We start from the raw sequence: 24,190 nt of genomic DNA, 5'->3' as shown, positions 1-24,190 counted from the left end.
TCAGCTGCCGACGAAGTGCAGGATCAACCTTTCCTCCCCATCGTCCGTGCCGATCACGACATGGATTGGATTGACCAGCCCCATAAGATTTGTGTCCTCGGGCAAACGCCCCTCCGCAAGACAGCCACGGGATGCCCCATCGACATGGATCGCAGCGACGCGGTAGCCGTCCCCGTCGCGCTGATCCGGGTTGAGGTAGTTGATGCCGACGCCCAAGTCATCACCGGCACAGCGCGGGTCGGTCATGAAATGCGCGGCATCGGGCCCCGCCTCCCTCGCGTAGCCGGTACCGGGGGCGAAAAGGCCCGCCTCGGGCAACTCGTCGATCAGCGCAAACAGACCCGGCACTCCGAAGGCGACCCCGACAAGCTCGGGTGAGTGTCCGGGGAAGACGAATTCAAAGGGCGCGGGCAGAAGATTGGCGGTGTAAACGCCGTCCAGAGCCTCCAGCGGCACCTGCACGCCGTTTTGCGTTACCCGCAGGCCAAGGCCCAGACTGGTGCCATCGACGCGATCATCCGCAATTGCGGGTGATGTAAGGCACAGGCAAAGGCCAAGCGCGAAATTGCGCATCGCGGACCTCCTCCGAACAGAAAACGACCGGCCCATGGTGAGGACCGGTCGCGAAATTTCAACGGCTGGAAAACCGCACTTGGCGGCAGCGTTCAGCGGCGCGACAGCGCGGCCCATCCGCCGGTCACGATAAGCGCGGCCAGAACCGCTTTCACCGCGTCCCCGATGAGGAAGCCCGACACGAAATGCGTCCAGTAAAAGCCGAGGCCCTGCCCGGCCCAACCGGCCTCCACACCAACGGCAGACGCAAGGCCCATCGGCCATGCGAGGCCGGGGATATAGAGCAAAGCGGAGATCACGATGCCCGCCAGCGCCGTGCCGACAAAGCCGCGCGCAATACCGCGCTCCGCCGCCCAACCGGCCGCCCATGCCATGAACACGAACCCGATCAGGAAACCGCCCGTGGGCCCGAAGAAGGCCGCAGGCCCCATCGCCGTGGTGGGGGAGAAGACCGGAAGGCCCGCCGCGCCCTCGGCCAGATACGCGATCAGCGTGATGGCACCCAGGCGCGAGCCGAAGGTGAAGCCGACCGCAAGGATCGCCAGAGTCTGCAAGGTCATCGGCACCGGGAACATCGGCACGGATGTGCGTGCGGCCAAGGCAATCAGGATCGTGCCGCCCAGAACCAGAAGCGCCTTGCGCAGAAGGCCCTCATCCCCAAGCGTTGCGGAAAGTAGAGTATCGGTCCGGCCCATGTCCAAAGGCTCCTTCGTGTCGCGTTGAATGACGCCGGGCGCGTGCGGCCCGTCGCCATCGGTATTCCCGCCCGATCCGGGGAAGTCAAGCAAGCGGGTCTTGCATCCGGAACGCCAAGCGGGCATCTGGCCGCCCATGACAGACAAACCCCTTACCGATCACGTTGCCCTTGTCACCGGCGCCTCGCGCGGGATCGGCGCGGCGTCCGCCCTGTGGCTTGCGGGTCAAGGCGCACATGTCGTCGCAGTGGCCCGCACCATCGGCGGGCTGGAGGAGTTGGACGACCGCATCAAGGCCGCGGGCGGACACGCGACCCTTGCGCCCATGGACCTGACCGATGACGGTGCCATCGCGCATCTGTGCCGGTCGGTCCATGACCGATGGGGGCGGGCCGACATCTGGGTCCACGCAGCGATCCATGTCAGTGCCTTGACGCCCGCGCCGCACATACAACCCAAGGACCTGGACAAGGGCATCGCCACGAATATCCGCGCCTTCTCGCGCCTGATGACAAATATCGAGCCGCTGATCGCGCCGTCGACATCCCCCACCGCCGTATTCTTCGACGACCAATGGGATGCCAAATTCGCAGGCCCGTACGCGATGTCGAAGGCCGCCCAACGGGCGCTTGTGGAATGCTGGCAGGCCGAAAGCGTCAAGACCGGCCCCGCCGTGCATCTGGTTCGTCCCAAGCCCATGCCCACGGCCGTGCGTGCACGGTTCTATCCCGGCGAGGATCGGGAGAAATTGGCCGACCCCCACGCCGAAGCCGCGCGCCTTTTGGCGCCGATCTTCGCCAGCTCCATCACATGAAAAAGCCGCGCCTTGCGGGCGCGGCTTCCCCTTCATTCCTAGAGCATCTCAGCGGGGCGACAGATCGTCGGCCAACGCCTCAGCCCGTGCGGTCAACTCGGCCAGACCATCGGTCAACTGGTCCGGCAATTCCGTGCGCGGGCCGGCCTCCTGCAATTCCGAGATCCGGCGCGCCCGGTCGGCCAGTCGTTCCTCGGCGGAGCGGAGCGCCCTGTCCTGGGCCGCGATCTTGTCCTGCAATTCGCGTAGATCGTCCTCCAGCGCCGCCGTCTTGTCGGCCAGCATCAGGCCCGCCATCAACAGCATCCGCTCGGGCGGCATCCGCCCGATCTGCCCCAGAACCACCGCCGCTTCGGTGTCCAGCATCTTGGCGGCGGAGCGCAGGAAGTTCTCCTCCCCCTCCTGACACGCGACGGAAAAGACGCGGCTTCCAATCTCGATTTCGACCTCAGGCATGGCTCACCTCATCCGCTGTCTCGATCCCGGCTTCCAGATCGGCCACGATGCGGCCCAGTTCAGCCGCCTCGACGCCGCGCAGATCGCGCAGGGCCTGCAATTCCGTTTGCAACGCCTCGACCCGCGCATCGCCGTCGGCAGCGTCACCTGTCCGCGCTTTTTCCAGCTGCGCGGCCAGATCCTCGGCCCGGGCCTGGGCCACCCGCAGATCGCGGCGCAGCTCCAGCATCCGGTCATCGGGGTCGCCATCGCCGGTGGCGCGCAATTCGTCGGCGACATCCTTGGCGGCATCGCATTCGGCGCGTGCAGCATCACGCTCTTCGCGCACCCGCTCCAACCGGCGGTTCAGAACCGCGATGGCGGCCTCGTGATCTTCGTTGACCTCTGGGGCGGCCTGGGCCTGAGCGCGCGCGGCTTCCAGTTCATCTGCCGCCGCATCCAGGGCGGCGCGCATCTCCGCAATCGTGGCGGTGCGTGCGGCCAGCTCCGCCTCTACCGTGCCACGCCGTGCCTCCGCCTCCGCCGCGCGGCCTTCCAGCGCGTTGAGCGTCGCCATGTCGACCGAGGGCATTGCCTCGGCCCGCTCCTTGGTCAGTTCCTGCTGGGTCTCGGCAAGGGTGTCCTGGGTCTCGGCCAGCCGCGCCTCCAGCGCGTCGACCCGTTCGCTCATCTCCGCGGCGCGGGCCTCGGCCTCTGCGCGGGCCTCTTCCGCGGCGGCCAGATCGCCCCCGTCCTGTCCCGCGTCGGAGCGGGACGCGCCACCAGCACCCGCCGCGATCCCTGCAGAGATCCGGTCGAGCGCGCGCGCCAGTCGCGCCTCCAGTTCCGTCAGTTTCTCGAATTCGGCACTGTCACCCATCACGGCGTTGCCCCCTCGCCTGACCGCACAACCGGGTGCGCGGCGTTTTCGGTTTCCATTCACCCCCTCAGGATGTCGGGCATTGCCCCGATCTTTCCCTGCGGCGTTTCGCGCCCTGCCTCCGGCGCGTTCCCTAAAGAGCACCCAATCAGGCGCGATTTGCAAGGTTTTCCGCGCGGAAATGGCCGAAAACGGCGTGTTTGGGCCGCCTGGGCGTCTTGCGCCCCCCGTTTGCTTTGGTATCACCGCAGCCGAGCCCTGCCGTGCGCCCCATGCGCCCTTTCGCTGCCAACAAGGATCACCTCTCCATGGACATCGCCGCCCTCGCCGCCGCCAATCCCGACCATTGGGCGCGCGCCGCCTGTATTCGCACCCTGACGCTCGATGCCGTGGCCGCCGCCAATTCCGGCCATTCCGGAATGCCGATGGGGATGGCGGATGTGGCGACGGTGCTGTTTGACAAGCACCTGAGCTTCGATGCCTCCGCCCCCGATTGGCCCAACCGCGACCGCTTCATCCTCAGCGCAGGCCACGGCTCCATGCTGATTTATTCGCTTTTGCACCTCACGGGCTACGCCGACATGACGCTGGAGCAGATCAAGAATTTCCGCCAGTTGGGCGCGATCACCGCGGGCCACCCGGAATACGGCCATGTGAAGGGGGTGGAGACGACCACCGGCCCCTTGGGCCAGGGCATTGCCAATGCGGTGGGCTTTGCGATGGCCGAGGAATTCTTGCGCGCCAAATGGGGCAAGAAGGTCATCGACCACTACACCTACTGCATCGCCGGCGACGGCTGCCTGATGGAGGGGATCAGCCAGGAAGCGATCGCGCTGGCCGGACGGCAGGAATTGAGCCGCCTTGTGGTCTTCTGGGACAACAACAACATCACCATCGACGGGGAAGTGTCGCTGTCGGATCGGACCGACCAGATGGCGCGGTTCGCGGCCTCCGGTTGGGACGTGTTCGAATGCGACGGCCACGATCCCGCGGCCATTGATGCCGCGATCACGGAGGCCAAGGCCTCCGCCGGGCCCGCGATGATCGCCTGCAAAACGCATATCGCCATCGGGTCGAGCGCGCAGGACACCGCCAAGGGCCACGGCGCGCTGACCGATGCCGACCTCGTCTCCGATACCAAGGCCGCCTATGGCTGGACTTATCCCGCCTTCACCATCCCGCCGGAGCTGAAATCCTGGTGGGAAAGCGTGGGCGCCCGCGGCGTGGGCGCGCGCAAGGATTGGGAAGACCGGTTCGCGGCCCTGTCCGCAGGCAAGAAAGCCGAGTTCGAGCGCGCCTTTGCAGGCGAGATGCCAAAGAAACTCAGCGCGACGGTCAAGGCCCTGAAAAAGCAGTTGTCCGAGGAACGCCCGAAGGTCGCGACCCGCAAAGCCTCCCAGATGGCGCTGGAAGTGATCAACACGGTGGTGCCCGAAACACTAGGCGGGTCGGCTGATCTGACCGGGTCGAACCTGACCCATACCGGCGGGCTTGGCACGTTCTCGCCGGAGGATCGCAAGGGCCGCCATATCCACTATGGCATCCGCGAACATGCCATGGCGGCGGCGATGAATGGCATGGCCCTCCATGGCGGCGTGAAGCCCTATGGCGGGACCTTTTTCACGTTCACCGACTACGCCCGCCCCGCGATGCGCCTGTCAGCCCTGATGGGGATCGCGCCGGTCTATGTGATGACCCACGATTCGATCGGCGTGGGCGAGGACGGCCCGACCCACCAGCCAGTCGAGCACCTGGCGATGCTGCGCGCCACGCCCAACATGAACGTGTTCCGACCCGCCGACGCGGTGGAAACGGCGGAAGCGTGGGAATTGGCGCTGACCTCCACCACCACACCCTCGACGCTGGCCTTGTCGCGCCAGGGATTGCCGACGGTCCGCACCGGGCACAAGACGAAGAACCTGACAGCGCAGGGGGCCTATGTGCTGGCCGATGCCGAGGGCAAGCGCCAGGCGATCCTGATGGCAACCGGCAGCGAAGTGGCGATCGCCATGGCGGCGCGGGACCTGTTGCAGGCCGATGGGATCGGTTGCCGGGTCGTCTCCATGCCCTGCTGGGAATTGTTCGAGGCGCAGGACGAAGCCTACCGCAAGCGCGTGTTGCCCGGCGGCCCGGTCCGCGTCGCCGTGGAGGCCGCGATCCGCTTCGGTTGGGACCGCTGGCTCTACGGGGAGCGGGGCAAGCGTGAAAAAGCTGGCTTCGTCGGCATGCATGATTTCGGCGCATCGGCCCCGGCAGAGGATCTTTACACGCATTTCGGGATCACGGCGGAGGCTGTGGCCGAGAAGGTGAAATCGCTTCTGAAATAGGGGAGCGCCCGGACCGGGCTCGGGGGGCTCCCGCCCGGCGCCGGCACCGCTGACGCGGGCCGGCTTCCGTTGGGCTCGGCGCGGGCCAAGGCCCGCGGGGCCCGTCGGATCAGTCGCTGCATGCGGGCAGGCGTCCGGCGCTTTTGGCCCGGGTCGGGATTGCCTCCGGCGGGGATATTTTCAGCACATGGAAGACCGGGAGCGGCGTTTTGCTCACGCGTGATAAGGTGGGTCAAGCCTTTGATGCCAAACGCAAACCGTCTCTTCGGTAACCTTTCGTTAACGGTTTTGGTGAGCGTCGGGACGCCTTAATGCGCCTCTTCCGCCTCGCCGCCGAGGCCCACGGCGCGCAAAAGGGGGCCGATCACCTTCTGCACCACCGGGATCAGCAGCAGTCCCAGGACCAGGCCGCCGATGCCGTCGATCACGGCCTTGACCAGCCAGTTGCCGAACCCGTTTTCGCCCGCGATATTCTGGGCGACGTCATGGATCCAATCCTCCGGCCCGTGCCATCCGATCTCCGCCACCGCGTGCACGATGATGGAGCCGCCGACCCAGAGCATCGCTGCGGTGCCCACGATAGTCAGCCCCTTCAGGAAACCGGGCATGCCGCGCACGATCAACTCGCCGATCTTCTGGGTCGCCCCGAGCCGCCCGTTGGACGCCATGTGAAGCCCCACGTCGTCCGCCTTCACGATCACCGCAACGGCCCCGTAGACCAGGATGGTGATCCCGATCGCCACCACGGCGAGGGCGGCGGCGCGGAACCACAGCGAATCCGTCTCCAGCGCGGCCAAAGCGATCGTCATGATCTCTGCGGACAGGATGAAGTCGGTCTTGATCGCCCCGCGCACCCGCTGCTCTTCCAGATGGGCGCTGTCCTCGGCCGACATCTTCTTCTTGGCCAGTTCTTCGACCGGATCGGGATGGGGCCTCAACCAGTGCCAGACCTTCTCCGCCCCTTCGAAACACAGATACGCGCCCCCGAAGATCAGGAAGACCGGGATCAGCCAAGGCGCAAAGACCGACAGCAGCATGGCCAGCGGCAACAGGATCACCAGCTTGTTGAAGATGGACGCGCGCGCGATCTTCCACACGATGGGCAATTCGCGCTTGGCGGCGAAGCCGTGGACGTATTTCGGCGTCACCGCGGCATCGTCGATGACCGCGCCCGCGGCCTTCGCGCCCGCCTTGGCCGCCTGCCCGATCACATCGTCGACGGAGGCTGCCGCAACCTTCGCGATGGCTGCCACATCGTCCAACAGGGCCAATAATCCGCTCATCCGCTCGCCTCCGAGATCTGCCTTGGATTGGGCATATACATCTTGAGCCAACCACGTCCACCCGTCGCAGGTTCCGCGCGCCGTTAGCGCAACCAATGCATGTTTGCGCCACCGGTTCCGCTAACATACGGAAATCACGCCGCTTTCGGGTTCACAGGCGCGCCACACTTGCCTATCCAGATCGGCAAATGGCGCAGCGACGGGACCCATGACATGACCATAACCCTCGGGATCAACGGCTTCGGGCGGATCGGGCGCGCCACGCTTGCCCATATCGCGGAAAGCGCGCGCAACGATGTGCAGGTCGTCAAGATCAACGCAACGGGCCCGATCGAGACCAACGCCCACCTGCTGCGCTACGACAGCGTCCATGGCCGCTTCCCCGGCGAGGTCCGGGTCGAGGGTGATACGATGGATCTGGGGCGCGGGCCGATGAAGGTGTTTTCGACCTATGAACCGGAGGAGCTGGATTGGGAGGGCTGCGATGTGGTCCTCGAATGCACCGGCAAGTTCAACGATGGACACAAGAGCGCCATTCACCTGGAACGGGGCGCGAAGAAAGTCCTGATCTCCGCCCCCGCCAAGAATGTGGATCGCACGATTGTTTATGGCGTGAACCACCGCGACCTGCGGGCCGAGGATCGGATGATCTCCAACGGGTCATGCACCACGAATTGCCTCGCCCCGTTGGCGAAAGTGCTGAACGAGGCGATCGGGATCGAACGCGGGATCATGACCACGATCCACAGCTACACCGGCGACCAGCCGACGCTCGACCGTCGCCACAAGGACCTCTACCGTGCGCGCGCTGCCGCCATGGCGATGATCCCGACCTCCACCGGCGCGGCCAAGGCCCTGTCGGAGGTGATGCCCGAGATGGAAGGCAAGCTCGACGGCACCGCCCTGCGCGTGCCCACGCCCAACGTCTCCGCCGTGGATCTGACGTTCGAGGCCGCGCGCGACGTGACCGCTGCCGATGTGAACGAGGTCGTGGCCGAGGCCGCAAACGGCCATATGGGCGCGGTTTTGGCCTATGATCCGGAACCGAAAGTCTCGATCGACTTCAACCACACGCCGCATTCCAGCATCTTTGCCCCGGACCAGACCAAGGTCGTCGGTGGGCGCACCGTGCGCGTTCTGGCCTGGTACGACAATGAATGGGGCTTTTCGGTGCGCATGGCCGATGTGGCGGGCGCCATGGGGCGCCTGGTGCACTGATTTAATAGGTCTCGATCTGTGGCGCATAGTCAGCGATGTCGTAGTAATCGCCCTTGTCCCTGACAAAGATATGCTTGCCGGTGTGAAGGCCGGTCGGCGCATCCAGGCAGCCGGCGGCGATCCCGATGCCCTCTTCGTCATTCATCCGGTAAAACAGGCTCGACCCGCAGCCCGAGCAGAAGCCACGCTTGGCGAAATCGGAAGATGCGTACCATGTCTAGGCCCTCATCCGTCTCGAAGGTCAGTGCAGCAAACGGGGCGTGGGTGGAGGCCCATACATTTCCACTGGTCCGGCGGCATTGCCCGCAATGGCAGATCGTGACCGCCGCGCGCGCGCCTTTGACCGTAAACCGGACCTTCCCGCAATCGCATCGCCCTGTCAGCATCTCGACACCCCCTAGCGAAGCCGTCCGTAGAACGTCATCCGCGCACTTTCCGACAGCGCCACGCCGGGTTCGGCGTTGTAGGCGAGCACGGCCAGCATTCGCGTCGTGTCGCTCTCATTCGGGCTGACCCTATGGATCGAGTTGCGGCCCCGGAACAGGACCAGCGTTCCGGGCTCCATGCTCAACACGTCCGGCGCGACCGCCCCGTCCAGCAGCGCGCGCACGCCGTCATAATTCAGCTCTCCGGCATCGGCATCGCGCAGGTCGCGCAGGAACTCGAACCGGCTTCCCGCCTCGGGTTTCTGGATCAGCAGCGTGATCGCGAAGGACGAATTGTCGAAATGCCACCCAAGCTCCTGCCCGCGTTCGGCATAGTGGATGTTGATCGAAGACAGCGGATCGGCATAGGGGTGCACCTCCGCCTGCCCCGTCACGCGTTTCACGAAGTCCCGGAAGGCGGGCGCATCGTAGAGCTGCCTCAGCGGCGAGTTCGGCGCGATAACATCATCGCAAATGCATCCCTTGGACGATACGACCTGCCGGTTCGCGGGGTGGTCCGGGGGAAAGCGCGGATCTTCCGGGGTGAGGTAGACGGAATGGCTCTGCGCGCAGAAATAGGTCCGCGCGCGCCCCGCCTCCCCCTCGCGCCGCATCTCTTGCAAGGCATCCGGCGTGATGAAGTCGGACAGGACCAGGACCCCGTCGCGATCCAGCCGCTCCCTGCACGCCGCGCCGAATGCCGGATCGTCCACCGGGTGGCGCGCCAGATCGACGATATCGTTCAAAGCCATGGCAACACGCCTCCTTCTGCCGGCGATACTCTTGACCGGGGCGCGCGCGAACTGAACCCCAAATCCACAGGCCGCGCCCCGGTTCACCCTTTACCAACCCTGCGCCGCACACCAGAATTCAGGCCGAACGCCCCTGTCCCGAAAGTGGAGATGCGCCCGATGTCGGACACCTACCTGATCACAGCCCAGGAGATCGCCGCGATGGGCGGTGTGGACAAGGTCCATTTCCGCAATCCCGCCGCGAAACGGATCAACAAGTCGCTTGGGGACGCCACTGGCCTGACCGGTCTTGGCATCCACGTCATCGAAATCGCACCGGGGGACGAGACGACGGAATACCATGTCCATTATCATGAAGATGAGGCCGTCTATATCCTGTCGGGCACCGGCACGGCGACCATCGGGGAGGAGGATCACGCCATCGGCCCCGGCGATTTCATCGGCTACCGCGCCGGCGGGCTTGGCCATACCATCGTCAATACCGGGCCCGATACGCTGCGCATTCTCGTGATGGGCCAACGGCTCGACCACGATGTCGCCGATTATTCCCGACAGCGAAAGCGCATCTTCCGCAACAAGGGGCTGGCCTATGACCTCGTCGACCACGACGCCATCTCGAACCCGGTCCTGGGAGCCAAGAAATAGCCTTCCGCCCCGCCGCGAGCCGTGGCAGGGTCCGCGCCCATGACCAACACGCTCGCCATATGGTTCGGTATCGTGATCGCCGCCTGCCTCGCCATAGATGCGGTTTTCTTCGACTGGGCCAATTCGCTGTTTCTCGCCCGCAAGTTTGCCGATCTCCTGTGGTGGATGGCGTTCTGGCGATAGGCGCGCGGGCCAGTACGCTTTCCCGCGCCGCCCCCTTCCCATGCCGGACCAGTCGCGGTATGCAACCCGCGTTACCGCTAACAGCCGGGCCGATACGGCCCGCCTTGCCCGCAAGCCGCTCATTGAGGAGGTCTCCATGGCCGTCAAAGTCGCCATCAACGGATTTGGTCGCATCGGTCGCAACGTTCTGCGCGCCATCATCGAATCCGGCCGCACCGATATCGAGGTCGTCGCCATCAACGATCTGGGCCCGGTGGAAACCAACGCCCACCTCCTGCGCTACGACAGCGTCCATGGCCGCTTTCCCGCCACGGTGACGACGACCGAGACCACCATCGACGTGGGCCGCGGCCCGATGGAGGTCACGGCAATCCGCAACCCCGCCGACCTGCCCTGGGGCCACGTGGACATCGTGTTGGAATGCACCGGCATCTTCACCTCGAAAGAGGCGTGTCAGGCCCATCTGGAAAACGGCTCCTCCCGCGTCCTGATCTCCGCACCGGGCAAGGATGCCGACAAGACCATTGTTTTCGGCGTCAACCACGACACCCTGACGTCCGACGACATCGTTGTCTCCAACGCGTCGTGCACCACCAACTGCCTCTCGCCGGTGGCCCATGTGCTGCATAACGAGATCGGGATCGTGAAAGGCTTTATGACCACGATCCATTCCTATACCGGCGACCAGCCGACGCTCGACACGATGCACAAGGACCTCTACCGCGCCCGCGCTGCGGCGCTGAGCATGATCCCCACCTCCACCGGGGCCGCGAAAGCCGTGGGCCTCGTCCTGCCGGACCTGGCGGGCAAGCTGGACGGTGTGGCGATCCGTGTGCCCACGCCCAACGTCTCCGTCGTCGACCTGACATTCGAGGCCGGCAAGGCCACCAGCATCGAAGAAGTGAACGCCGCCATCGTCGCCGCCGCCGATGGCCCGCTCAAAGGCATCCTCGGCTACACCGATGAGCCGCTGGTCAGCTCGGATTTCAACCACGACCCCCATTCCTCGGTCTTCCACCTCGACCAGACCAAGGTGCTCGACGGCAACATGGTCCGTATCCTGACCTGGTACGACAACGAATGGGGCTTCTCCAACCGGATGAGCGACACGGCCGTCGCAATGGGCAAGCTGATCTGACGCGCAGATCGGGCGCATTTGCATAAAATTGCGCCTGCCCCGCCCCCACCTGCCCCGCGGCCAGGGCCCGCACGCCCTGTCTTCCATGTGCCGAAAATATCCCCGCCGGAGGCATAAATCTCTTTTGGTGCCCCCCAAGACCATGGCACCACGGGGCCGAGCATAGTCGGAGATCACACCATGCCCTTCAACACACTCGATGATATGGACCTCGCGGGCAAACTTGTCCTGACCCGCGTGGACATCAACGTGCCGGTCGAAGACGGCAAGGTCACGGACGCGACCCGGATCGAGCGCATCGTGCCCACGATCAAGGACATCCTCACCAAGGGCGGCACCCCGGTCATGCTGGCCCATTTCGGACGGCCCAAGGGGCAATACGTGCCGGAGATGAGCCTGCGCGTGACCCTGCCCGCGTTGGAGGCGGCCCTTGGGCAACCCGTCACCTTCATCGAACGCCCCGACCGCGCGGCGCTGGAGGCCGCGCGCGGCTCGGTGATCCTGATCGAAAACACCCGGTTCTCCGCGATGGAAGAGGCCAACGAGCCGAAGATGGCGCAGTTCCTCGCCTCCCTTGGGGATGTCTATTGCAACGACGCTTTTTCCGCCGCGCACCGCGCCCATGCCTCGACCGAAGGGGTGGCGAAGCTTCTGCCGAATTGCGCCGGGCGCCTGATGGCCGAGGAACTGGGTGCGCTGGAACAGGCGCTTGGATCGCCGGACCGGCCCGTCATGGCCCTGGTCGGCGGGGCGAAGGTCTCCACCAAGCTCGATCTCCTGCGCAATCTCGTCGAAAAGGTCGATATCCTGGTGATCGGGGGCGGCATGGCGAACACCTTCCTCGCCGCGCAGGGTGTGGATGTGGGCAAGTCGCTCTGCGAGCATGACCTGGCAGACACCGCGCGCGAGATTGCAAAGAAGGCGGCCGCGCAGGGTTGCGAGATCCTGCTGCCCCGCGACGTGGTCATCGCGCGAGAGTTCAAGGCCGGTGCCGCGTCGGAGGTCGTGATGGCCGAGGATGTGCCCGGTGACGCGATGATCCTCGATGCCGGGCCCGACAGCACCGCCCATATCGCGCAGGCGCTGGCGCGCGCCAAAACGCTGGTCTGGAACGGCCCGCTTGGCGCGTTCGAGATCGAACCCTTCGACACGGCCACAGTCGCAGCGGCGCGCGCCGCGGCGGAGGCGACGCGGGCCGGCAACCTGATCTCCGTGGCCGGTGGCGGCGACACCGTCGCGGCGCTCAACCACGCGGGCGTGGCGGACGATTTCACCTATATCTCCACCGCGGGCGGCGCGTTCCTGGAATGGATGGAGGGCAAGACCCTGCCCGGCGTTGCGGTCCTCATGGAAAACCACGCCGCCTGATAGCGCAACCAGCGTTGTCCCCCCGATCGGCTTTGCCTACACCCGGTGCAAAGGCGACCAGGGGGGCACGCGCATGGCCAAGGCAGAGCAGATCGCACAGATGCAGCGGGGCGCGGGCTTCGTTGCGGCGCTGGACCAATCGGGCGGCTCCACCCCCAAGGCCCTGCGGCTCTACGGCGTCCCGGAGGAGACCTACGGCTCCGAGGATCAGATGTACGACCTCATCCACCAGATGCGGACCCGGATCGCGACCGCGCCTGCCTTCACCGGCCAGAAGGTCATCGGCGCGATCCTGTTCGAGATGACGATGGATCGCGACATCGCCGGACGCCCCGCCGCGCACTACTTGTGGGAAGAACGCCGCGTGGTCCCCTTCCTCAAGATTGACAAGGGGCTGGAAGATCCGGCCCAGGGCGTGCGCGTGATGAAGGCCATCCCCGACCTGTCCGACACGCTGAAACGCGCCTCCGACAATGGGATTTTCGGCACCAAGGCCCGGTCGGTCATCGACGCCGCCGACGCGCAGGGCATCGCCGCGAATGTGGCGCAACAGTTCCGCATTGGCGACGAGGTGCTGGACAACGACATGGTTCCGATCATCGAGCCCGAGGTCACGATCTCCATCGCCGACAAGGCGGAGGCGGAGGCGATCCTGCTCGACACGATCCTTTCGGAATTGGAAAACGTCCCCGCTGACCGGCAGGTGATGCTGAAGCTGACCCTGCCCGAAAGCCCCGGTCACTACGCGCCCCTTGTGGCGCATCCCCGCGTGATGCGGGTTGTGGCGCTGTCGGGCGGCTATTCGCGGGCGGAGGCCAATGCCCGCCTTGCCGCCAATTCCGGCATGATCGCCAGCTTCTCCCGCGCGCTGACCGAAGGGCTGGCCGCGCAGCAATCCGATGCTGAATTCAACGGGGCGCTTGGGCAAGCGATTGACGAAATCCACGCAGCCTCCATCACTTGAGCGACCGGCGGCAAGGCCCCTTCTATCGCGGTGATTCCATTAGGGATTCACAAAGCGTGCGGAATGTGCGAATCTGCCCCCACATCACCCGTCAGAGGTGAGTTGAAGACTGGGTTCGCATCGAACCCGTGTGAGGCAGAACATGTGGCGTACCCTTTCCCTGACCCGGGCCATCGTGCCGGGCATCCTGTTCGTTGTGGGTTTCTATTTTACCTTCACCGCGGTGCAGGGCAACAATGGGCTGTTCCAGCGCATCCAAGTGGAGTCGGAGCGGGACCGGCTCGAGGATGAGCTGGAGCGGCTGGAAATCCAGGTCGCGCGCATGGAGATTCTGACCCGCCGCCTATCGGACGATTACCTCGACCTCGACCTGCTGGACGAACGGGTGCGCAATGTCCTGGGCTATGCCCGCCCGGATGAGATCATCCTTCCCTGACCCACAAGCCCTTGTCTTTCCGATATTTTTGCATCGTTTCAGCCCGCGCATAGCGGGTCTGTGCCCCTGCGTCAGCTTTTCAGGGGGACTCGGCGCAAAACCTCTGTTATGAAGTCGTTCAACGTTAAACTATTCCCGAAACGGGAGGGGAGTGGCGAAGAATGGCTGCACGCAAATCGACCGCCAAAGCAGACACCAAGTCGAACGTATCGGCTGAGGATCTGAAGAAGTATTACCGCGAGATGCTGTTGATCCGGCGGTTCGAGGAGAAAGCCGGCCAACTCTATGGCATGGGCCTGATCGGCGGCTTCTGCCACCTTTATATCGGACAGGAAGCGGTCGTGGTCGGTCTGGAAGCCGCGGCGGAAGAGGGCGACAAACGCATCACCTCCTACCGCGACCACGGCCATATGCTGGCCTGCGGCATGGACCCCAAGGGCGTGATGGCGGAGCTGACGGGCCGCGAGGGCGGCTATTCCAAGGGCAAGGGCGGCTCCATGCACATGTTCTCCAAGGAGAAGCATTTCTACGGTGGCCACGGCATCGTCGCCGCCCAGGTGCCGATTGGCGCGGGCCTGGCGTTTGCCGACAAGTACCTTGGCAACGACCGCGTGACCTTCACCTATTTCGGGGACGGAGCCGCGAACCAGGGACAGGTTTACGAGGCCTACAACATGGCCGAGCTGTGGAACCTGCCCTGCATCTTCGTGATCGAGAACAACCAATACGCCATGGGCACCTCCACCAAACGCTCCACCCACTCGCCCTCCTATTGGGAACGCGGTGCCGCCTACGGCATCAAGGGTGAGGAAGTCGACGGCATGGACGTGCTGGCCGTGAAAGCCGCCGGTGAAAAGGCCGTCGCCGTCTGCCGCGCGGGTGACGGGCCCTACATCCTTGAAATCAAGACCTACCGCTATCGCGGCCATTCCATGTCGGACCCGGCCAAGTACCGCACCCGCGAAGAGGTGCAGGAAATGCGCGAAAAGCGCGATGCCATCGAACATGTGCGCCAGATGCTGCTGACCGGTGGCCACGCGACTGAGGATGACCTCAAGGCCATCGACAAGGAGATCAAGGAAATCGTCAACGAAAGCGCCGAATTCGCCAAGGAAAGCCCGGAACCGGCGCTCGAAGAATTGTGGACCGACATCTATGCCGACGAAGTTCCGCAAGGGGAGGCTGTGTAAATGGCTGTAGAAATTCTCATGCCCGCCCTCTCCCCCACGATGGAAGAAGGCACCCTGGCCAAATGGCTGGTCAAGGAAGGCGACACTGTCCAATCCGGCGACATCCTGGCCGAGATCGAAACCGACAAGGCCACGATGGAATTCGAGGCCGTCGACGAAGGCGTGATTGGCAAGATCCTCGTCGAGGAAGGCACCGAAGGGGTGAAGGTCAACACACCCATCGCCATCATCGGCGAAGAGGGGGAGGATATGTCCGCCGCCTCCGCATCCTCCGAAAGCGCCCCGGCCCCTGCCGCGCTGGAAGGCAGCGAGGGCAAGGCCGATCCCGAGCCTGAGACCGCCGCCACCTCCGCACCCGCCGCCCCCAAGGCCGACACGACGCCCGACTGGCCCGACGGCACCGCGATGAAGACCCAGACCGTCCGCGAAGCCCTGCGCGACGCCATGGCCGAGGAGATGCGCCGCGACGAAGGCGTGTTCGTGATGGGGGAAGAGGTCGCCGAATATAATGGCGCCTACAAGGTTACCCAGGGCATGTTGGACGAATTCGGCTCCAAGCGCGTCATCGACACGCCGATCACCGAACACGGCTTCGCCGGGATCGGTGTGGGCGCGGCCTTTGGTGGCCTGAAGCCCATCGTGGAGTTCATGACGTTCAACTTCGCCATGCAAGCCATTGACCACATTATCAATTCGGCGGCCAAGACGCTCTATATGTCCGGCGGCCAGATGGGGGCGCCGATGGTGTTCCGTGGTCCCAATGGCGCAGCCGCCCGTGTGGGCGCGCAGCATTCCCAGGACTACGCCGCGTGGTACAGCCAGATCCCCGGCCTGAAAGTGGTGATGCCCTACACGGCAGCCGACGCCAAGGGCCTGCTGAAAACCGCGATCCGTGACCCCAACCCGATCATCTTCCTTGAGAACGAGATCCTCTATGGCCGCTCTTTCGAGGTGCCGGACATGGACGATTTCACCATCCCGTTCGGCAAGGCGAAGATCCACCGCGAAGGCGACGATGTCACCATCGTCTCCTTCGGGATCGGCATGACTTACGCGCTGGAAGCCGCCGAGAAGCTGGCCGAGGACGGCATCAATGCCGAGGTGATCGACCTGCGCACCCTGCGCCCGCTGGATTACGACACGCTTCTGGCCTCGGTCATGAAGACCAACCGCTGCGTGACGGTGGAGGAAGGCTTCCCCGTCTGCTCCATCGGCAACCACTTGTCGGCCTACCTGATGCAAAACGCCTTCGACTACCTCGATGCGCCGGTCATCAATTGCACCGGCAAGGACGTGCCCATGCCCTATGCGGCCAACCTGGAACGCCACGCGCTCATCACCACCGATGAAGTGGTCGATGCCTGCAAGCAGGTCACGTATCGCTGATGCGGATCCTGGGCAAAAACGGGACAGCCGACGCCTACCGCGTCTCCGTCGATCTGGGCGGGGACGAGGTGGTGGCGCTGGTGCCTGACGCGCTTTTGTCCGACCAGTACGGTACGTCCGAAAAGGTCAGCCACGAACAGGCCTATGAATGGATCGCCGCGCAGCAACATGACTTGAGCGACGCGATCAAAGCCCTCAAAAAAGGCGCCACGCCCCGCGCGCCGTTCACGAACGTCACGCTCGAAAGCTGAGCGAAGATCGGGAGAGACCCCCATGCCCACCGAAATCCTCATGCCCGCCCTGTCGCCCACGATGGAGGAAGGCACGCTGGCCAAATGGCTGGTCAAGGAAGGCGATACCGTTCAATCCGGCGATCTTCTGGCCGAGATCGAAACCGACAAGGCCACGATGGAATTCGAGGCGGTCGATGAAGGCGTGATCGGCAAGATCCTCGTCGCGGAAGGTACCGAAGGCGTGAAGGTCAACACCGCCATCGCCCTGATCGGGGAAGAGGGAGAGGATTTCTCCGCCCCTGCCAGCGAGGCACCCAAGGAAGACACCTCCTCCGACGCGGCCCCCGCGGATGCGTCGGATCAGACCGCGCCGGCCAAGGGATATGGCCGTGGTGAGACGGAGGCGAGCGCCGCCCCCGCCGCAACGCAAGGCTCTGACGGTAAACGCATTTTCGCCTCTCCCCTGGCGCGGCGCATTGCGAAGGACAAGGGCCTCGACCTGGGCCAGATCAAAGGCTCCGGCCCCCATGGACGCATCGTGAAATCGGACGTGGAGAACGCGCAGCCCGGCGCGGCCAAGGCCGACGCGCCCACCGCCAAGGCGGACGCACCGAAGGCCGCGGCGTCCGGCGGCGGCGTGATGCCCACAGGTCCAAGCGCCGAGCAGGTCCTCAAGATGTACGAGGGCCGCGAATTCGAAGAGGTCAAGCTGAACGGCATGCGCAAGACGGTTGCTGCCCGCCTGACCGAGGCGAAGCAGACGATCCCGCATTTCTACCTGCGCCGGGATATCCACCTCGATGCGCTCCTGAAATTCCGCTCCCAGCTCAACAAGCAGTTGGACGGTCGGGGCGTGAAGCTTTCGGTGAACGATTTCGTCATCAAGGCCTGTGCGCTGGCATTGCAGGCGGTGCCGGATGCCAATGCCGTCTGGGCGGGCGATCGGATGATCAAGCTGAAACCGTCGGACGTGGCCGTGGCCGTGGCGGTTGAAGGCGGGTTGTTCACACCGGTGCTGAAAGACAGCGACACGAAGAGCTTGTCCGCTTTGTCGAGCGAAATGAAAGACTTGGCGGGTCGCGCGCGGGACGGAAAGCTTGCGCCCCATGAATATGTCGGTGGGTCCTTCGCGATCTCCAATCTTGGAATGTTCGGGATCGAGAATTTCGACGCCGTCATCAATCCGCCCCATGGCGCGATCCTTGCGGTCGGCGCGGGCGTCAAGAAGCCGGTCGTGGGCGAGGATGGCGAATTGGCGGTGGCGACCGTGATGTCGGTCACGCTGTCGGTCGACCACCGCGTGATTGACGGGGCGCTCGGGGCCGAGCTTCTGGCCGCGATCAAGGAAAACCTTGAAAATCCGATGGTTATGCTGGCCTGACGCGGCACGCGGGGGGCCAGCCCCCCGCACCCCCCGGGATATTTCGGGCACATGGAAGGGGGCGCGCGGTTTTCGGTATGCCGGGGATCAGCGCCGGAAGATCGACGGGCGCAGGCCCGCGCCAGCGGATTGCGCCACGTCTTCGATCCGGCGCGCACGCGTGGATGCTGTTTTCGCCGTCTTGATCCATTCCAGCGTGCCGCGCTTGACCGAGCGGGGATAGGCGTCCCAAATTTTCTGTGCATCACCAAGGGCTTGTGCGAGGTCCTCTGGGATTTCCAGCCGCTCCACGTCGTCAAGGAAGGACCACATTCCGTTCGCCTCCGCCGCCGCGATCTTGGCCTCACCCGCGGGCGTCATGCGTCCCTCCGCGCGCATCCGCGCCACGATCTCCTTGTTGACGGCGGACCAGGCGGAGCTTTCCCGGCGGGGCGCGATGCGATGCTTCATCCGGTCGTCGTCGAGGGCCGCAACCTGGGCATCGACCCAGCCCCAGCAGAGCAATTCTTCAACCGCCTGCCCCCAAGGGAGATAGTCGGGGTGGTGCTTCTTGAACGTGGCGAGCCAAACGTTCCCGGTTCTCGAATTGTGGTTGTCTTTCAACCATTTACGTAATTGTGCACGCGTACGCACCGTCACGATTTCATCCTCAGACACCCACGACCTCCCGCCATTGTCCGGGGGCAAGGCCCGCCAGATCATGCGGCCCGATGGACCAGCGCACGAGCCGGATCACCGGGCAACCCACCGCGGCGCACATGCGGCGGACCTGGCGGTTCTTGCCCTCGCTGAGGGTCAGTTTGAGCCAGGTATCGGTGATGGATTTGCGAATGCGCACCGGCGGATTACGCGCCCAGATCCAGTCGGGCGCGGGAACCGCTTCCGCCCCGCACGGCGCGGTTTGCCCATCCTTGAGGCGCACCCCTTGTGCAAGTTTTTTAAGAGCCTGGGTATCGGGCACCCCTTCGACCAGCGCGAAATAGACCTTGGGTTTTTTGAATTTCGGTGACGAAATCCGGGCCTGAAGCCCGCCATCGTCGGTCAGAAGCAGCAATCCCTCGCTGTCGCGGTCAAGACGCCCAGCGGCGTAGACCCCCTTCGGAAGGCCGAAGCGATCAAGGGCGGGCCATCCCCCTTCGGAGGTGAATTGGCTCAGCACATTCATCGGTTTATTGAATGCAATCAACATCTTACGCCTGTCCCGCTTCATAGGCCGCAAGCCACTTGCGGGGCGCCATCGCGGCCCAGGTCCGGCGTAGGCGCGCCTCGGCCCAGTCGCGGTCGATCCTGCCCGCGGCCACGAGGATCAGGCCGTGTTTGGCGTAATGGTCGTGAAGCAGGAAAGTCTCCGGGTCGGTCTGCATCAGCATCTCACGTTCTTCTATGGAACCCTTGAAGATCGCGGCATCGACGTAAGGCGACCACCAGCACCAGAGCTTGCCGTGGGCCTTGAGGTTTGGGTTTCCCCAGGAGACGGCGTCCTCGACCTTCGGCAGGTCGAGGGAGAGGGCGAAGGCGCGGAGTTCGGGCCAGGTTACGATCGGATCGCCGCCGCTTTCGTTAACCATGTTTGCCCTCCCACCAGGTAGATCAATGGTAGATCAATTCACTTAATGCGCCTCGGCCCAATTGGCCCCCTGCCCCGCATCCACGACCAGCGGCACGTCGAGGCGCACCGCCGGGTCGCAGGCCGACTGCATCACATCGCGGGCGCGGTCGATCAGGCGGTCGGTGGCGTCTTCGTCGACCTCGAAGATCAACTCGTCATGGACCTGCAGCAGCATCTTGGCGGGCAGGTCGGCGATGGCGTCATCCATCCGCACCATCGCGCGGCGGATGATGTCGGCGGCGGTGCCCTGGATCGGCGCGTTGATGGCCGCGCGGCCCGCGAAGCCCGCGCCGGGGCCTTTGGCGTTGATCTCGGGCGTGTGGATTTTGCGGCCGAACAGCGTTTCCACGAACAGGTGTTCCTTGGCGAATTTCTTGGTGTCGTCCATGTAGTCGCGGATGCCGGGGAACCGTTCGAAATAGCGGTCGATGAAGCCCTGTGCCTCGGCCCGCGGGATCCGCAGGTTGCGGGCGAGGCCGAAGCCGGAAATGCCGTAGATGACGCCGAAATTGATCGCCTTGGCCTGGCGGCGGACGTCGGGGGTCATGTCCTCCAGCGGCACGTTGAACATCTCGGACGCGGTGGCGGCGTGGATGTCCTGCCCCTCGCGGAACGCCTCCTTGAGCGCGTCGATCTCCGCGATATGGGCGAGGATACGCAGCTCGATCTGGGAATAATCCAGCGATACCAGAACCTTGCCGGGTTCGGCGACAAAGGCCTCCCGAATGCGGCGGCCTTCCTCGGTGCGGACGGGGATGTTTTGCAGGTTCGGATCGGTAGAGGCGAGACGCCCGGTATTCGCGCCCGCGATGGAATAGGACGTGTGCACGCGGCCCGTGTCGGGATTGATATGTTCCTGAAGCGCATCGGTATAGGTGGATTTCAGCTTGGAAAGCTGCCGCCAATCCAGCACTCGGGCGGGCAATTCATGTTCGGTGGCGAGGTCTTCCAGAACATCCGCGCCGGTCGAGTATTTACCATTCTTGCCCTTCTTGCCGCCTTCGAGCCCCATCTTGTCGAACAGGATTTCGCCAAGCTGCGCGGGGGAGCCGACGTTGAAGCTCTCCCCCGCAAGCTCGTGGATTTCCGCCTCCAGCCCTGCCATTTTCTGAGCGAAGGCGTTGGACATGCGGCTCAGCACCTCCCGGTCGACCTTGATGCCGGAGCGTTCCATGCGCGCCAGCACCGGGACCAGCGGGCGTTCCAGCCGCTCGTAGACCCGCGTAACGCCGGTCTGGTGCAGTTTCGGCTTGAACAGCTTGTGGAAGCGCAGCGTGATATCGGCGTCTTCGGCAGCATAGGGCGCGGCATCGGCAATCGGCACGCGGTCGAAGGTGATCTGGGATTTTCCGCTTCCGATCAGGGACTTGATCGGCAGGGGATTGTGAGAAAGATAGCGTTCGCTCAACCCGTCCATGCCGTGATTGTGCAAACCGCCATGGAGCGCGTAGCTGAGCAGCATCGTGTCGTCGATGGGCGCGACCTCCACCCCGTAATTGGCCAGCACTTTCACGTCGTATTTGGCGTTCTGGGCGATCTTGAGAACGCTGTCATCCTCCAGCATCGGCTTGAGCACGGCCAGCGCATCGTCAAACGGCACCTGGCCGTCTGCCAAAGTGTTGTCCGCGAACAGGTCATCGCCGCCGCCCCGATGCAGCAAGGGGATGTAACAGGCGCGCCCCGGTTCCACGCAGAGCGACACGCCGACCAGTTCCGCCGTCATCTCGTTCAGCGATGTGGTTTCCGTGTCGAAGGCGACGGCGCCTTGTGCCACGGCGGCGGCCACCCAGGCCTTGAGCGTATCCAGGTCGCCCACAACCTCATAGGCGCTGTGATCGATCGGCGGCATTTCCGGCGCGTCAGGGGCGGCCTCAGGCTCCGGCTCGGCGATCACGGGGGGCTCGGCGCCCATCTGCTCCGCGATGCGTTTGGTGAGGGTGCGGAATTCCATTTCCGCGAGGAAGCCCAGAAGCGCGTCGGCATCGGGTTCGCGCACTTCGAGGTCATCGAGCGTCTCGGCCAATTCCACGCGATCATCGAGCAGCACCAATTGGCGGCTCAGGCGGATCTGGTCGGCGTGGTCGATCAGGGTCTCGCGCCGTTTGGGTTGCTTGATCTCCTCCGCGCGGGCCAGAAGCGTGTCCAGATCCCCGTATTCGTTGATGAGAAGCGCCGCCGTTTTCACGCCGATCCCCGGCGCGCCCGGCACGTTGTCGACGCTGTCGCCGGCCAGCGCCTGTACATCGACCACGCGGTCCGGGCCGACGCCGAACTTCGCCTCCACCCCTTCGGTGTCGATGCGGGTGTTCTTCATGGCATCGAACATCTCCACCCCGCCGCCGACCAATTGCATCAGGTCCTTGTCCGACGAGATGATGGTACAGCGCCCGCCCGCTTCCCGCGCCATGCGGGCATAGGTGGCGATGATGTCATCGGCCTCGAACCCCTCCAGCTCGATACAGGCGAGGTTGAAGGCGCGTGTGGCGTCACGGGTCAGGGGGATCTGGGGGCGCAAATCCTCCGGCATCGCGTCCCGATTGGCCTTGTATTGATCGTAGAGGTCGTTGCGAAACGTGTGGGAGCCCTTGTCGAAGATGACGGCCGCATGGGTCGGCCCGTCAGACCCGGCATTATCCACAATCATCTTGTGAAGCATGTTGCAAAATCCGCTCACCGCGCCGATGGGCAGGCCATCGGATTTACGGGTCAGTGGCGGCAGCGCATGGTAGGCGCGAAAGATGAAGGCCGATCCATCCACGAGGTGAAGATGATGCCCTTTTCCGAATGCCATATGCGCGCCCTCCATTCCGTTGCCCACTTCTACCGCGCCACGCTCGCCGCCGCGACCGCGATTTTCGCAAGCGCCGCCATGGCCGAGATGGCGCTGGACCCGCCCTGTGTCTACGTGGAGGGGTCGCAATCGTCCTGCACCCATGTCGTGGCGTGCATCGGGGGCGACACGCCGTTCGTGGGCGGTGCGGTCGGGTGGGACCAGGGCATTCTGACCGGGTCGCTGTCCACCGGGGCGGTCTGCACCGGCATCTGGGACAATGGGCGGCAACTGGCCAATTTCACCTGCGAGGACGGGCAGACCGGGATCATGACCTACACCCGTCGCGACGATGCCACCGGCACCACCATCGGGTCGGGCCGTACCATCGCGAGCCGCTCGGTCGAGGCGTGGTCAGGCCAAAACATCGCCGCCTTCCTTGAACGGGAGACGGGTCGCGCCACCCTGCGATGCGGGGCGGAGGATGTGCGGCTCAACTGAGCCCGGCGCGCCACAGCGACAGGCGGAGGGCGTAGGGCGCGGGGGTCCAGATGCCCGCCTCCACCCCGGCTGCGCGCAACATGCGCCCGACCCAGGTGTTGCAGGTGCGGAAAATGTGAAACCGCCCGTCGGCTTCAACGAAACCGGAGGTCGGGCGATGGCCTTGCACCGCCACCGGCACCGTGGTCGCGCTGGCCGCGATCTCCTCCAGCAGGGCCGTGTATTGCGCCTGCGACAGGTGGAAAGAGGGGACTTGCGCCATGTCGACCCCGTGGCCGAACACGTCCACCCGCAGGACCGAAGCGTCGCCGGAGATCGCGCGCCACGTCGCCCGCGCGCTCAGGTCGGCCCATTCCGGTGTCGTGGTGTAGAAATCCCGCGCGCCCCAGCCGACCACGATATGGCCGACGCCCGGATCGTCCACCGGCACGCCGGCCGCGCGGGCAAAGCCGAGCGCGGCGCGCGCCCCCTCCGTTGCAGGCAGAAGGAAATCAACGTGGATGGAACCGTAGAGCAGGCCGATCTCCACATCGTCGCCCGCAGGCAAATCTGCCGTGCGCCCCGGCACCAGCCCGCCCAGGGCCGCCGCCCCAAGATAGAGCGCCAGAACGACAAAGGCCGCCCCGAAGAGGCGGCCTGTCACACGCATCACGCGCCCCATCACGCCACGCCCGCATCTCCGGCAAAATCGGCGTGGATGTATTTCTTGTCGCAATAGCCGCATTCGACGAAGCCGGTGTCGGGGTCGATCATCAGCCAGACGCGCGGATGGCCCAACGCGCCCTCCCCGCCGTCACAGGCCACGCGGGTCGTCGTGACGATTTCGGTCTCCGGTGCCTCGATGCTCATCGCTTTGATCCTTGCTGCACTCACGCCTTGTCTATCGCACCTCGCCCCCGGCCCATCAAGACCTCGCAATGGCCTTCTTTGCTTCGAAAATACCTCGGGGGAGGCCGCAGGCCGGGGGCAGCGCCCCCCTTCTTA

Annotated in this window: 27 protein-coding genes; 14 read left to right on the top strand and 13 right to left on the bottom strand. The window is 64.7% G+C overall.

The features are described from left to right. Together KUW62_RS05035 and KUW62_RS05030 are read right to left on the bottom strand one after the other, a co-directional pair. The gene (locus KUW62_RS05035; protein ID WP_224814423.1) at positions 1–573 is read right to left on the bottom strand and encodes a hypothetical protein; all 573 of its coding nucleotides are present in this window, start codon (positions 571–573) and stop codon (positions 1–3) included. Between the two features lie 92 nt (positions 574–665). After that, positions 666–1,268: a biotin transporter BioY gene (locus KUW62_RS05030; protein ID WP_224814422.1), complete on the bottom strand. Its 603-nt coding sequence runs from the start codon at positions 1,266–1,268 to the stop codon at positions 666–668. Positions 1,269–1,404: 136 nt separating this feature from the next. Between KUW62_RS05030 and KUW62_RS05025 the strand changes: the two genes are divergently transcribed. Beyond that, entirely contained in the window at positions 1,405–2,082 is a 678-nt protein-coding gene (locus tag KUW62_RS05025; protein ID WP_224814421.1) for an SDR family oxidoreductase, read from the top strand. A 48-nt stretch (positions 2,083–2,130) separates the two neighbouring features. Here KUW62_RS05025 and KUW62_RS05020 read toward each other — a convergent pair whose 3' ends face one another. Together KUW62_RS05020 and KUW62_RS05015 are read right to left on the bottom strand one after the other, a co-directional pair. After that, complete coding sequence (locus tag KUW62_RS05020; RefSeq protein ID WP_224814420.1) at positions 2,131–2,538, bottom strand: cell division protein ZapA; 408 nt, start codon at positions 2,536–2,538, stop codon at positions 2,131–2,133. Then, complete coding sequence (locus KUW62_RS05015; protein WP_224814419.1) at positions 2,531–3,397, bottom strand: hypothetical protein; 867 nt, start codon at positions 3,395–3,397, stop codon at positions 2,531–2,533. The genes KUW62_RS05020 and KUW62_RS05015 overlap by 8 nt, the downstream gene beginning before the upstream one ends. A 308-nt stretch (positions 3,398–3,705) precedes the next feature. On the opposite strand from KUW62_RS05015, the gene tkt reads away from it, so the two are divergent. Continuing rightward, a complete protein-coding gene (tkt, locus tag KUW62_RS05010; protein WP_224817036.1) occupies positions 3,706–5,724 on the top strand; it encodes a transketolase in 2,019 nt (672 codons plus the stop codon). Positions 5,725–6,032: 308 nt separating this feature from the next. On the opposite strand, the gene KUW62_RS05005 is transcribed toward tkt, so the two are convergent. Continuing rightward, on the bottom strand, positions 6,033–7,007 hold the full coding sequence (locus KUW62_RS05005; RefSeq protein ID WP_224814418.1) for a DUF808 domain-containing protein: 975 nt from the start codon (positions 7,005–7,007) through the stop codon (positions 6,033–6,035). Between the two features lie 213 nt (positions 7,008–7,220). Between KUW62_RS05005 and gap (KUW62_RS05000) the strand changes: the two genes are divergently transcribed. Beyond that, positions 7,221–8,225 (top strand): type I glyceraldehyde-3-phosphate dehydrogenase, encoded by a 1,005-nt coding sequence (gene gap, locus KUW62_RS05000; protein WP_224814417.1) that lies wholly within the window; start codon positions 7,221–7,223, stop codon positions 8,223–8,225. 1 nt (position 8,226) lies between these two features. Here the strand turns inward: gap (KUW62_RS05000) and KUW62_RS19065 are convergent, their stop codons facing one another. Together KUW62_RS19065 and KUW62_RS04990 are read right to left on the bottom strand one after the other, a co-directional pair. After that, positions 8,227–8,370: a hypothetical protein gene (locus KUW62_RS19065; RefSeq protein ID WP_370632846.1), complete on the bottom strand. Its 144-nt coding sequence runs from the start codon at positions 8,368–8,370 to the stop codon at positions 8,227–8,229. 252 nt (positions 8,371–8,622) lie between these two features. Then, entirely contained in the window at positions 8,623–9,402 is a 780-nt protein-coding gene (locus KUW62_RS04990; protein WP_224814416.1) for a 2OG-Fe(II) oxygenase, read from the bottom strand. A 159-nt stretch (positions 9,403–9,561) separates the two neighbouring features. On the opposite strand from KUW62_RS04990, the gene KUW62_RS04985 reads away from it, so the two are divergent. From KUW62_RS04985 to KUW62_RS04940, 10 genes are all read left to right on the top strand, one after another. Then, positions 9,562–10,047, top strand: coding sequence for a cupin domain-containing protein (locus KUW62_RS04985; RefSeq protein WP_224814415.1), 486 nt, complete (start codon positions 9,562–9,564; stop codon positions 10,045–10,047). A gap of 39 nt (positions 10,048–10,086) precedes the next feature. Further along, positions 10,087–10,230 carry a hypothetical protein gene (locus KUW62_RS04980; RefSeq protein WP_224814414.1) on the top strand — a complete coding sequence of 48 codons (144 nt, stop codon included), beginning with the start codon at positions 10,087–10,089 and terminating at the stop codon, positions 10,228–10,230. A gap of 136 nt (positions 10,231–10,366) precedes the next feature. Continuing rightward, positions 10,367–11,368: a type I glyceraldehyde-3-phosphate dehydrogenase gene (gene gap / locus KUW62_RS04975; protein WP_224817035.1), complete on the top strand. Its 1,002-nt coding sequence runs from the start codon at positions 10,367–10,369 to the stop codon at positions 11,366–11,368. 180 nt (positions 11,369–11,548) lie between these two features. Next, positions 11,549–12,736, top strand: a complete 1,188-nt coding sequence (gene pgk / locus KUW62_RS04970) for a phosphoglycerate kinase (RefSeq protein WP_224814413.1) — start codon at positions 11,549–11,551, stop codon at positions 12,734–12,736. A 73-nt stretch (positions 12,737–12,809) separates the two neighbouring features. Then, positions 12,810–13,700, top strand: a complete 891-nt coding sequence (locus KUW62_RS04965) for a fructose bisphosphate aldolase (RefSeq protein ID WP_224814412.1) — start codon at positions 12,810–12,812, stop codon at positions 13,698–13,700. A gap of 142 nt (positions 13,701–13,842) precedes the next feature. Further along, positions 13,843–14,136, top strand: a complete 294-nt coding sequence (locus KUW62_RS04960; protein WP_224814411.1) for a septum formation initiator family protein — start codon at positions 13,843–13,845, stop codon at positions 14,134–14,136. Positions 14,137–14,297: 161 nt separating this feature from the next. Continuing rightward, entirely contained in the window at positions 14,298–15,326 is a 1,029-nt protein-coding gene (gene pdhA / locus KUW62_RS04955; RefSeq protein ID WP_224814410.1) for a pyruvate dehydrogenase (acetyl-transferring) E1 component subunit alpha, read from the top strand. After that, positions 15,327–16,712, top strand: a complete 1,386-nt coding sequence (locus KUW62_RS04950; protein ID WP_224814409.1) for a pyruvate dehydrogenase complex E1 component subunit beta — start codon at positions 15,327–15,329, stop codon at positions 16,710–16,712. Beyond that, complete coding sequence (locus KUW62_RS04945) at positions 16,712–16,963, top strand: hypothetical protein (RefSeq protein WP_224814408.1); 252 nt, start codon at positions 16,712–16,714, stop codon at positions 16,961–16,963. The genes KUW62_RS04950 and KUW62_RS04945 overlap by 1 nt, the downstream gene beginning before the upstream one ends. A 22-nt stretch (positions 16,964–16,985) precedes the next feature. Beyond that, a complete protein-coding gene (locus tag KUW62_RS04940; protein WP_224814407.1) occupies positions 16,986–18,326 on the top strand; it encodes a pyruvate dehydrogenase complex dihydrolipoamide acetyltransferase in 1,341 nt (446 codons plus the stop codon). An 87-nt stretch (positions 18,327–18,413) separates the two neighbouring features. Here the strand turns inward: KUW62_RS04940 and KUW62_RS04935 are convergent, their stop codons facing one another. The 4 genes from KUW62_RS04935 to polA are packed head-to-tail and all read right to left on the bottom strand — an operon-like array spanning position 18,414 to position 22,726. Then, positions 18,414–18,983: a YdeI/OmpD-associated family protein gene (locus KUW62_RS04935; RefSeq protein WP_224814406.1), complete on the bottom strand. Its 570-nt coding sequence runs from the start codon at positions 18,981–18,983 to the stop codon at positions 18,414–18,416. Continuing rightward, complete coding sequence (locus KUW62_RS04930) at positions 18,976–19,515, bottom strand: pseudouridine synthase (protein WP_224814405.1); 540 nt, start codon at positions 19,513–19,515, stop codon at positions 18,976–18,978. Before KUW62_RS04930 ends, KUW62_RS04935 begins: the two co-directional genes overlap by 8 nt. A gap of 1 nt (position 19,516) precedes the next feature. After that, positions 19,517–19,894, bottom strand: coding sequence for an MmcQ/YjbR family DNA-binding protein (locus tag KUW62_RS04925; RefSeq protein ID WP_224814404.1), 378 nt, complete (start codon positions 19,892–19,894; stop codon positions 19,517–19,519). A gap of 42 nt (positions 19,895–19,936) precedes the next feature. Next, positions 19,937–22,726: a DNA polymerase I gene (gene polA / locus KUW62_RS04920; protein ID WP_224814403.1), complete on the bottom strand. Its 2,790-nt coding sequence runs from the start codon at positions 22,724–22,726 to the stop codon at positions 19,937–19,939. On the opposite strand from polA, the gene KUW62_RS04915 reads away from it, so the two are divergent. After that, the gene (locus tag KUW62_RS04915) at positions 22,706–23,206 is read left to right on the top strand and encodes a hypothetical protein (RefSeq protein ID WP_224814402.1); all 501 of its coding nucleotides are present in this window, start codon (positions 22,706–22,708) and stop codon (positions 23,204–23,206) included. The two genes, polA and KUW62_RS04915, sit on opposite strands and share 21 nt — an antisense overlap. On the opposite strand, the gene KUW62_RS04910 is transcribed toward KUW62_RS04915, so the two are convergent. Then, the gene (locus KUW62_RS04910) at positions 23,199–23,855 is read right to left on the bottom strand and encodes a DUF2459 domain-containing protein (protein WP_224814401.1); all 657 of its coding nucleotides are present in this window, start codon (positions 23,853–23,855) and stop codon (positions 23,199–23,201) included. The two genes, KUW62_RS04915 and KUW62_RS04910, sit on opposite strands and share 8 nt — an antisense overlap. 11 nt (positions 23,856–23,866) lie before the next feature. Beyond that, positions 23,867–24,055 carry a zinc-finger domain-containing protein gene (locus KUW62_RS04905; RefSeq protein ID WP_224814400.1) on the bottom strand — a complete coding sequence of 63 codons (189 nt, stop codon included), beginning with the start codon at positions 24,053–24,055 and terminating at the stop codon, positions 23,867–23,869. Positions 24,056–24,190 lie beyond the last annotated feature (135 nt).

The sequence above is a fragment of the Hasllibacter sp. MH4015 genome, from assembly GCF_020177575.1.
In the GTDB taxonomy this organism is placed as follows: domain Bacteria; phylum Pseudomonadota; class Alphaproteobacteria; order Rhodobacterales; family Rhodobacteraceae; genus Gymnodinialimonas.
This window is presented reverse-complemented; position numbering and strand designations above follow the sequence as displayed.

What these genes read in the sequence shown, in the direction of transcription:
- KUW62_RS19065 (WP_370632846.1), bottom strand. Translation starts at nt 8,370, where the DNA reads ATGAATGACGAAGAGGGCATCGGGATCGCCGCCGGCTGCCTGGATGCG.
- KUW62_RS04925 (WP_224814404.1), bottom strand. Translation starts at nt 19,894, where the DNA reads ATGGTTAACGAAAGCGGCGGCGATCCGATCGTAACCTGGCCCGAACTC.
- polA (WP_224814403.1), bottom strand. Translation starts at nt 22,726, where the DNA reads ATGGCATTCGGAAAAGGGCATCATCTTCACCTCGTGGATGGATCGGCC.
- KUW62_RS04905 (WP_224814400.1), bottom strand. Translation starts at nt 24,055, where the DNA reads ATGAGCATCGAGGCACCGGAGACCGAAATCGTCACGACGACCCGCGTG.
- KUW62_RS04940 (WP_224814407.1), top strand. Translation starts at nt 16,986, where the DNA reads ATGCCCACCGAAATCCTCATGCCCGCCCTGTCGCCCACGATGGAGGAA.
- KUW62_RS04930 (WP_224814405.1), bottom strand. Translation starts at nt 19,515, where the DNA reads ATGTTGATTGCATTCAATAAACCGATGAATGTGCTGAGCCAATTCACC.
- KUW62_RS04985 (WP_224814415.1), top strand. Translation starts at nt 9,562, where the DNA reads ATGTCGGACACCTACCTGATCACAGCCCAGGAGATCGCCGCGATGGGC.
- pgk (WP_224814413.1), top strand. Translation starts at nt 11,549, where the DNA reads ATGCCCTTCAACACACTCGATGATATGGACCTCGCGGGCAAACTTGTC.
- KUW62_RS04915 (WP_224814402.1), top strand. Translation starts at nt 22,706, where the DNA reads ATGCCCTTTTCCGAATGCCATATGCGCGCCCTCCATTCCGTTGCCCAC.
- KUW62_RS05015 (WP_224814419.1), bottom strand. Translation starts at nt 3,397, where the DNA reads ATGGGTGACAGTGCCGAATTCGAGAAACTGACGGAACTGGAGGCGCGA.
- KUW62_RS05005 (WP_224814418.1), bottom strand. Translation starts at nt 7,007, where the DNA reads ATGAGCGGATTATTGGCCCTGTTGGACGATGTGGCAGCCATCGCGAAG.
- KUW62_RS05020 (WP_224814420.1), bottom strand. Translation starts at nt 2,538, where the DNA reads ATGCCTGAGGTCGAAATCGAGATTGGAAGCCGCGTCTTTTCCGTCGCG.
- KUW62_RS05025 (WP_224814421.1), top strand. Translation starts at nt 1,405, where the DNA reads ATGACAGACAAACCCCTTACCGATCACGTTGCCCTTGTCACCGGCGCC.
- KUW62_RS04945 (WP_224814408.1), top strand. Translation starts at nt 16,712, where the DNA reads ATGCGGATCCTGGGCAAAAACGGGACAGCCGACGCCTACCGCGTCTCC.
- KUW62_RS04980 (WP_224814414.1), top strand. Translation starts at nt 10,087, where the DNA reads ATGACCAACACGCTCGCCATATGGTTCGGTATCGTGATCGCCGCCTGC.
- KUW62_RS04965 (WP_224814412.1), top strand. Translation starts at nt 12,810, where the DNA reads ATGGCCAAGGCAGAGCAGATCGCACAGATGCAGCGGGGCGCGGGCTTC.
- tkt (WP_224817036.1), top strand. Translation starts at nt 3,706, where the DNA reads ATGGACATCGCCGCCCTCGCCGCCGCCAATCCCGACCATTGGGCGCGC.
- gap (WP_224814417.1), top strand. Translation starts at nt 7,221, where the DNA reads ATGACCATAACCCTCGGGATCAACGGCTTCGGGCGGATCGGGCGCGCC.
- KUW62_RS04990 (WP_224814416.1), bottom strand. Translation starts at nt 9,402, where the DNA reads ATGGCTTTGAACGATATCGTCGATCTGGCGCGCCACCCGGTGGACGAT.
- KUW62_RS04950 (WP_224814409.1), top strand. Translation starts at nt 15,327, where the DNA reads ATGGCTGTAGAAATTCTCATGCCCGCCCTCTCCCCCACGATGGAAGAA.
- KUW62_RS04910 (WP_224814401.1), bottom strand. Translation starts at nt 23,855, where the DNA reads ATGCGTGTGACAGGCCGCCTCTTCGGGGCGGCCTTTGTCGTTCTGGCG.
- KUW62_RS05030 (WP_224814422.1), bottom strand. Translation starts at nt 1,268, where the DNA reads ATGGGCCGGACCGATACTCTACTTTCCGCAACGCTTGGGGATGAGGGC.
- gap (WP_224817035.1), top strand. Translation starts at nt 10,367, where the DNA reads ATGGCCGTCAAAGTCGCCATCAACGGATTTGGTCGCATCGGTCGCAAC.
- KUW62_RS04960 (WP_224814411.1), top strand. Translation starts at nt 13,843, where the DNA reads ATGTGGCGTACCCTTTCCCTGACCCGGGCCATCGTGCCGGGCATCCTG.
- pdhA (WP_224814410.1), top strand. Translation starts at nt 14,298, where the DNA reads ATGGCTGCACGCAAATCGACCGCCAAAGCAGACACCAAGTCGAACGTA.
- KUW62_RS05035 (WP_224814423.1), bottom strand. Translation starts at nt 573, where the DNA reads ATGCGCAATTTCGCGCTTGGCCTTTGCCTGTGCCTTACATCACCCGCA.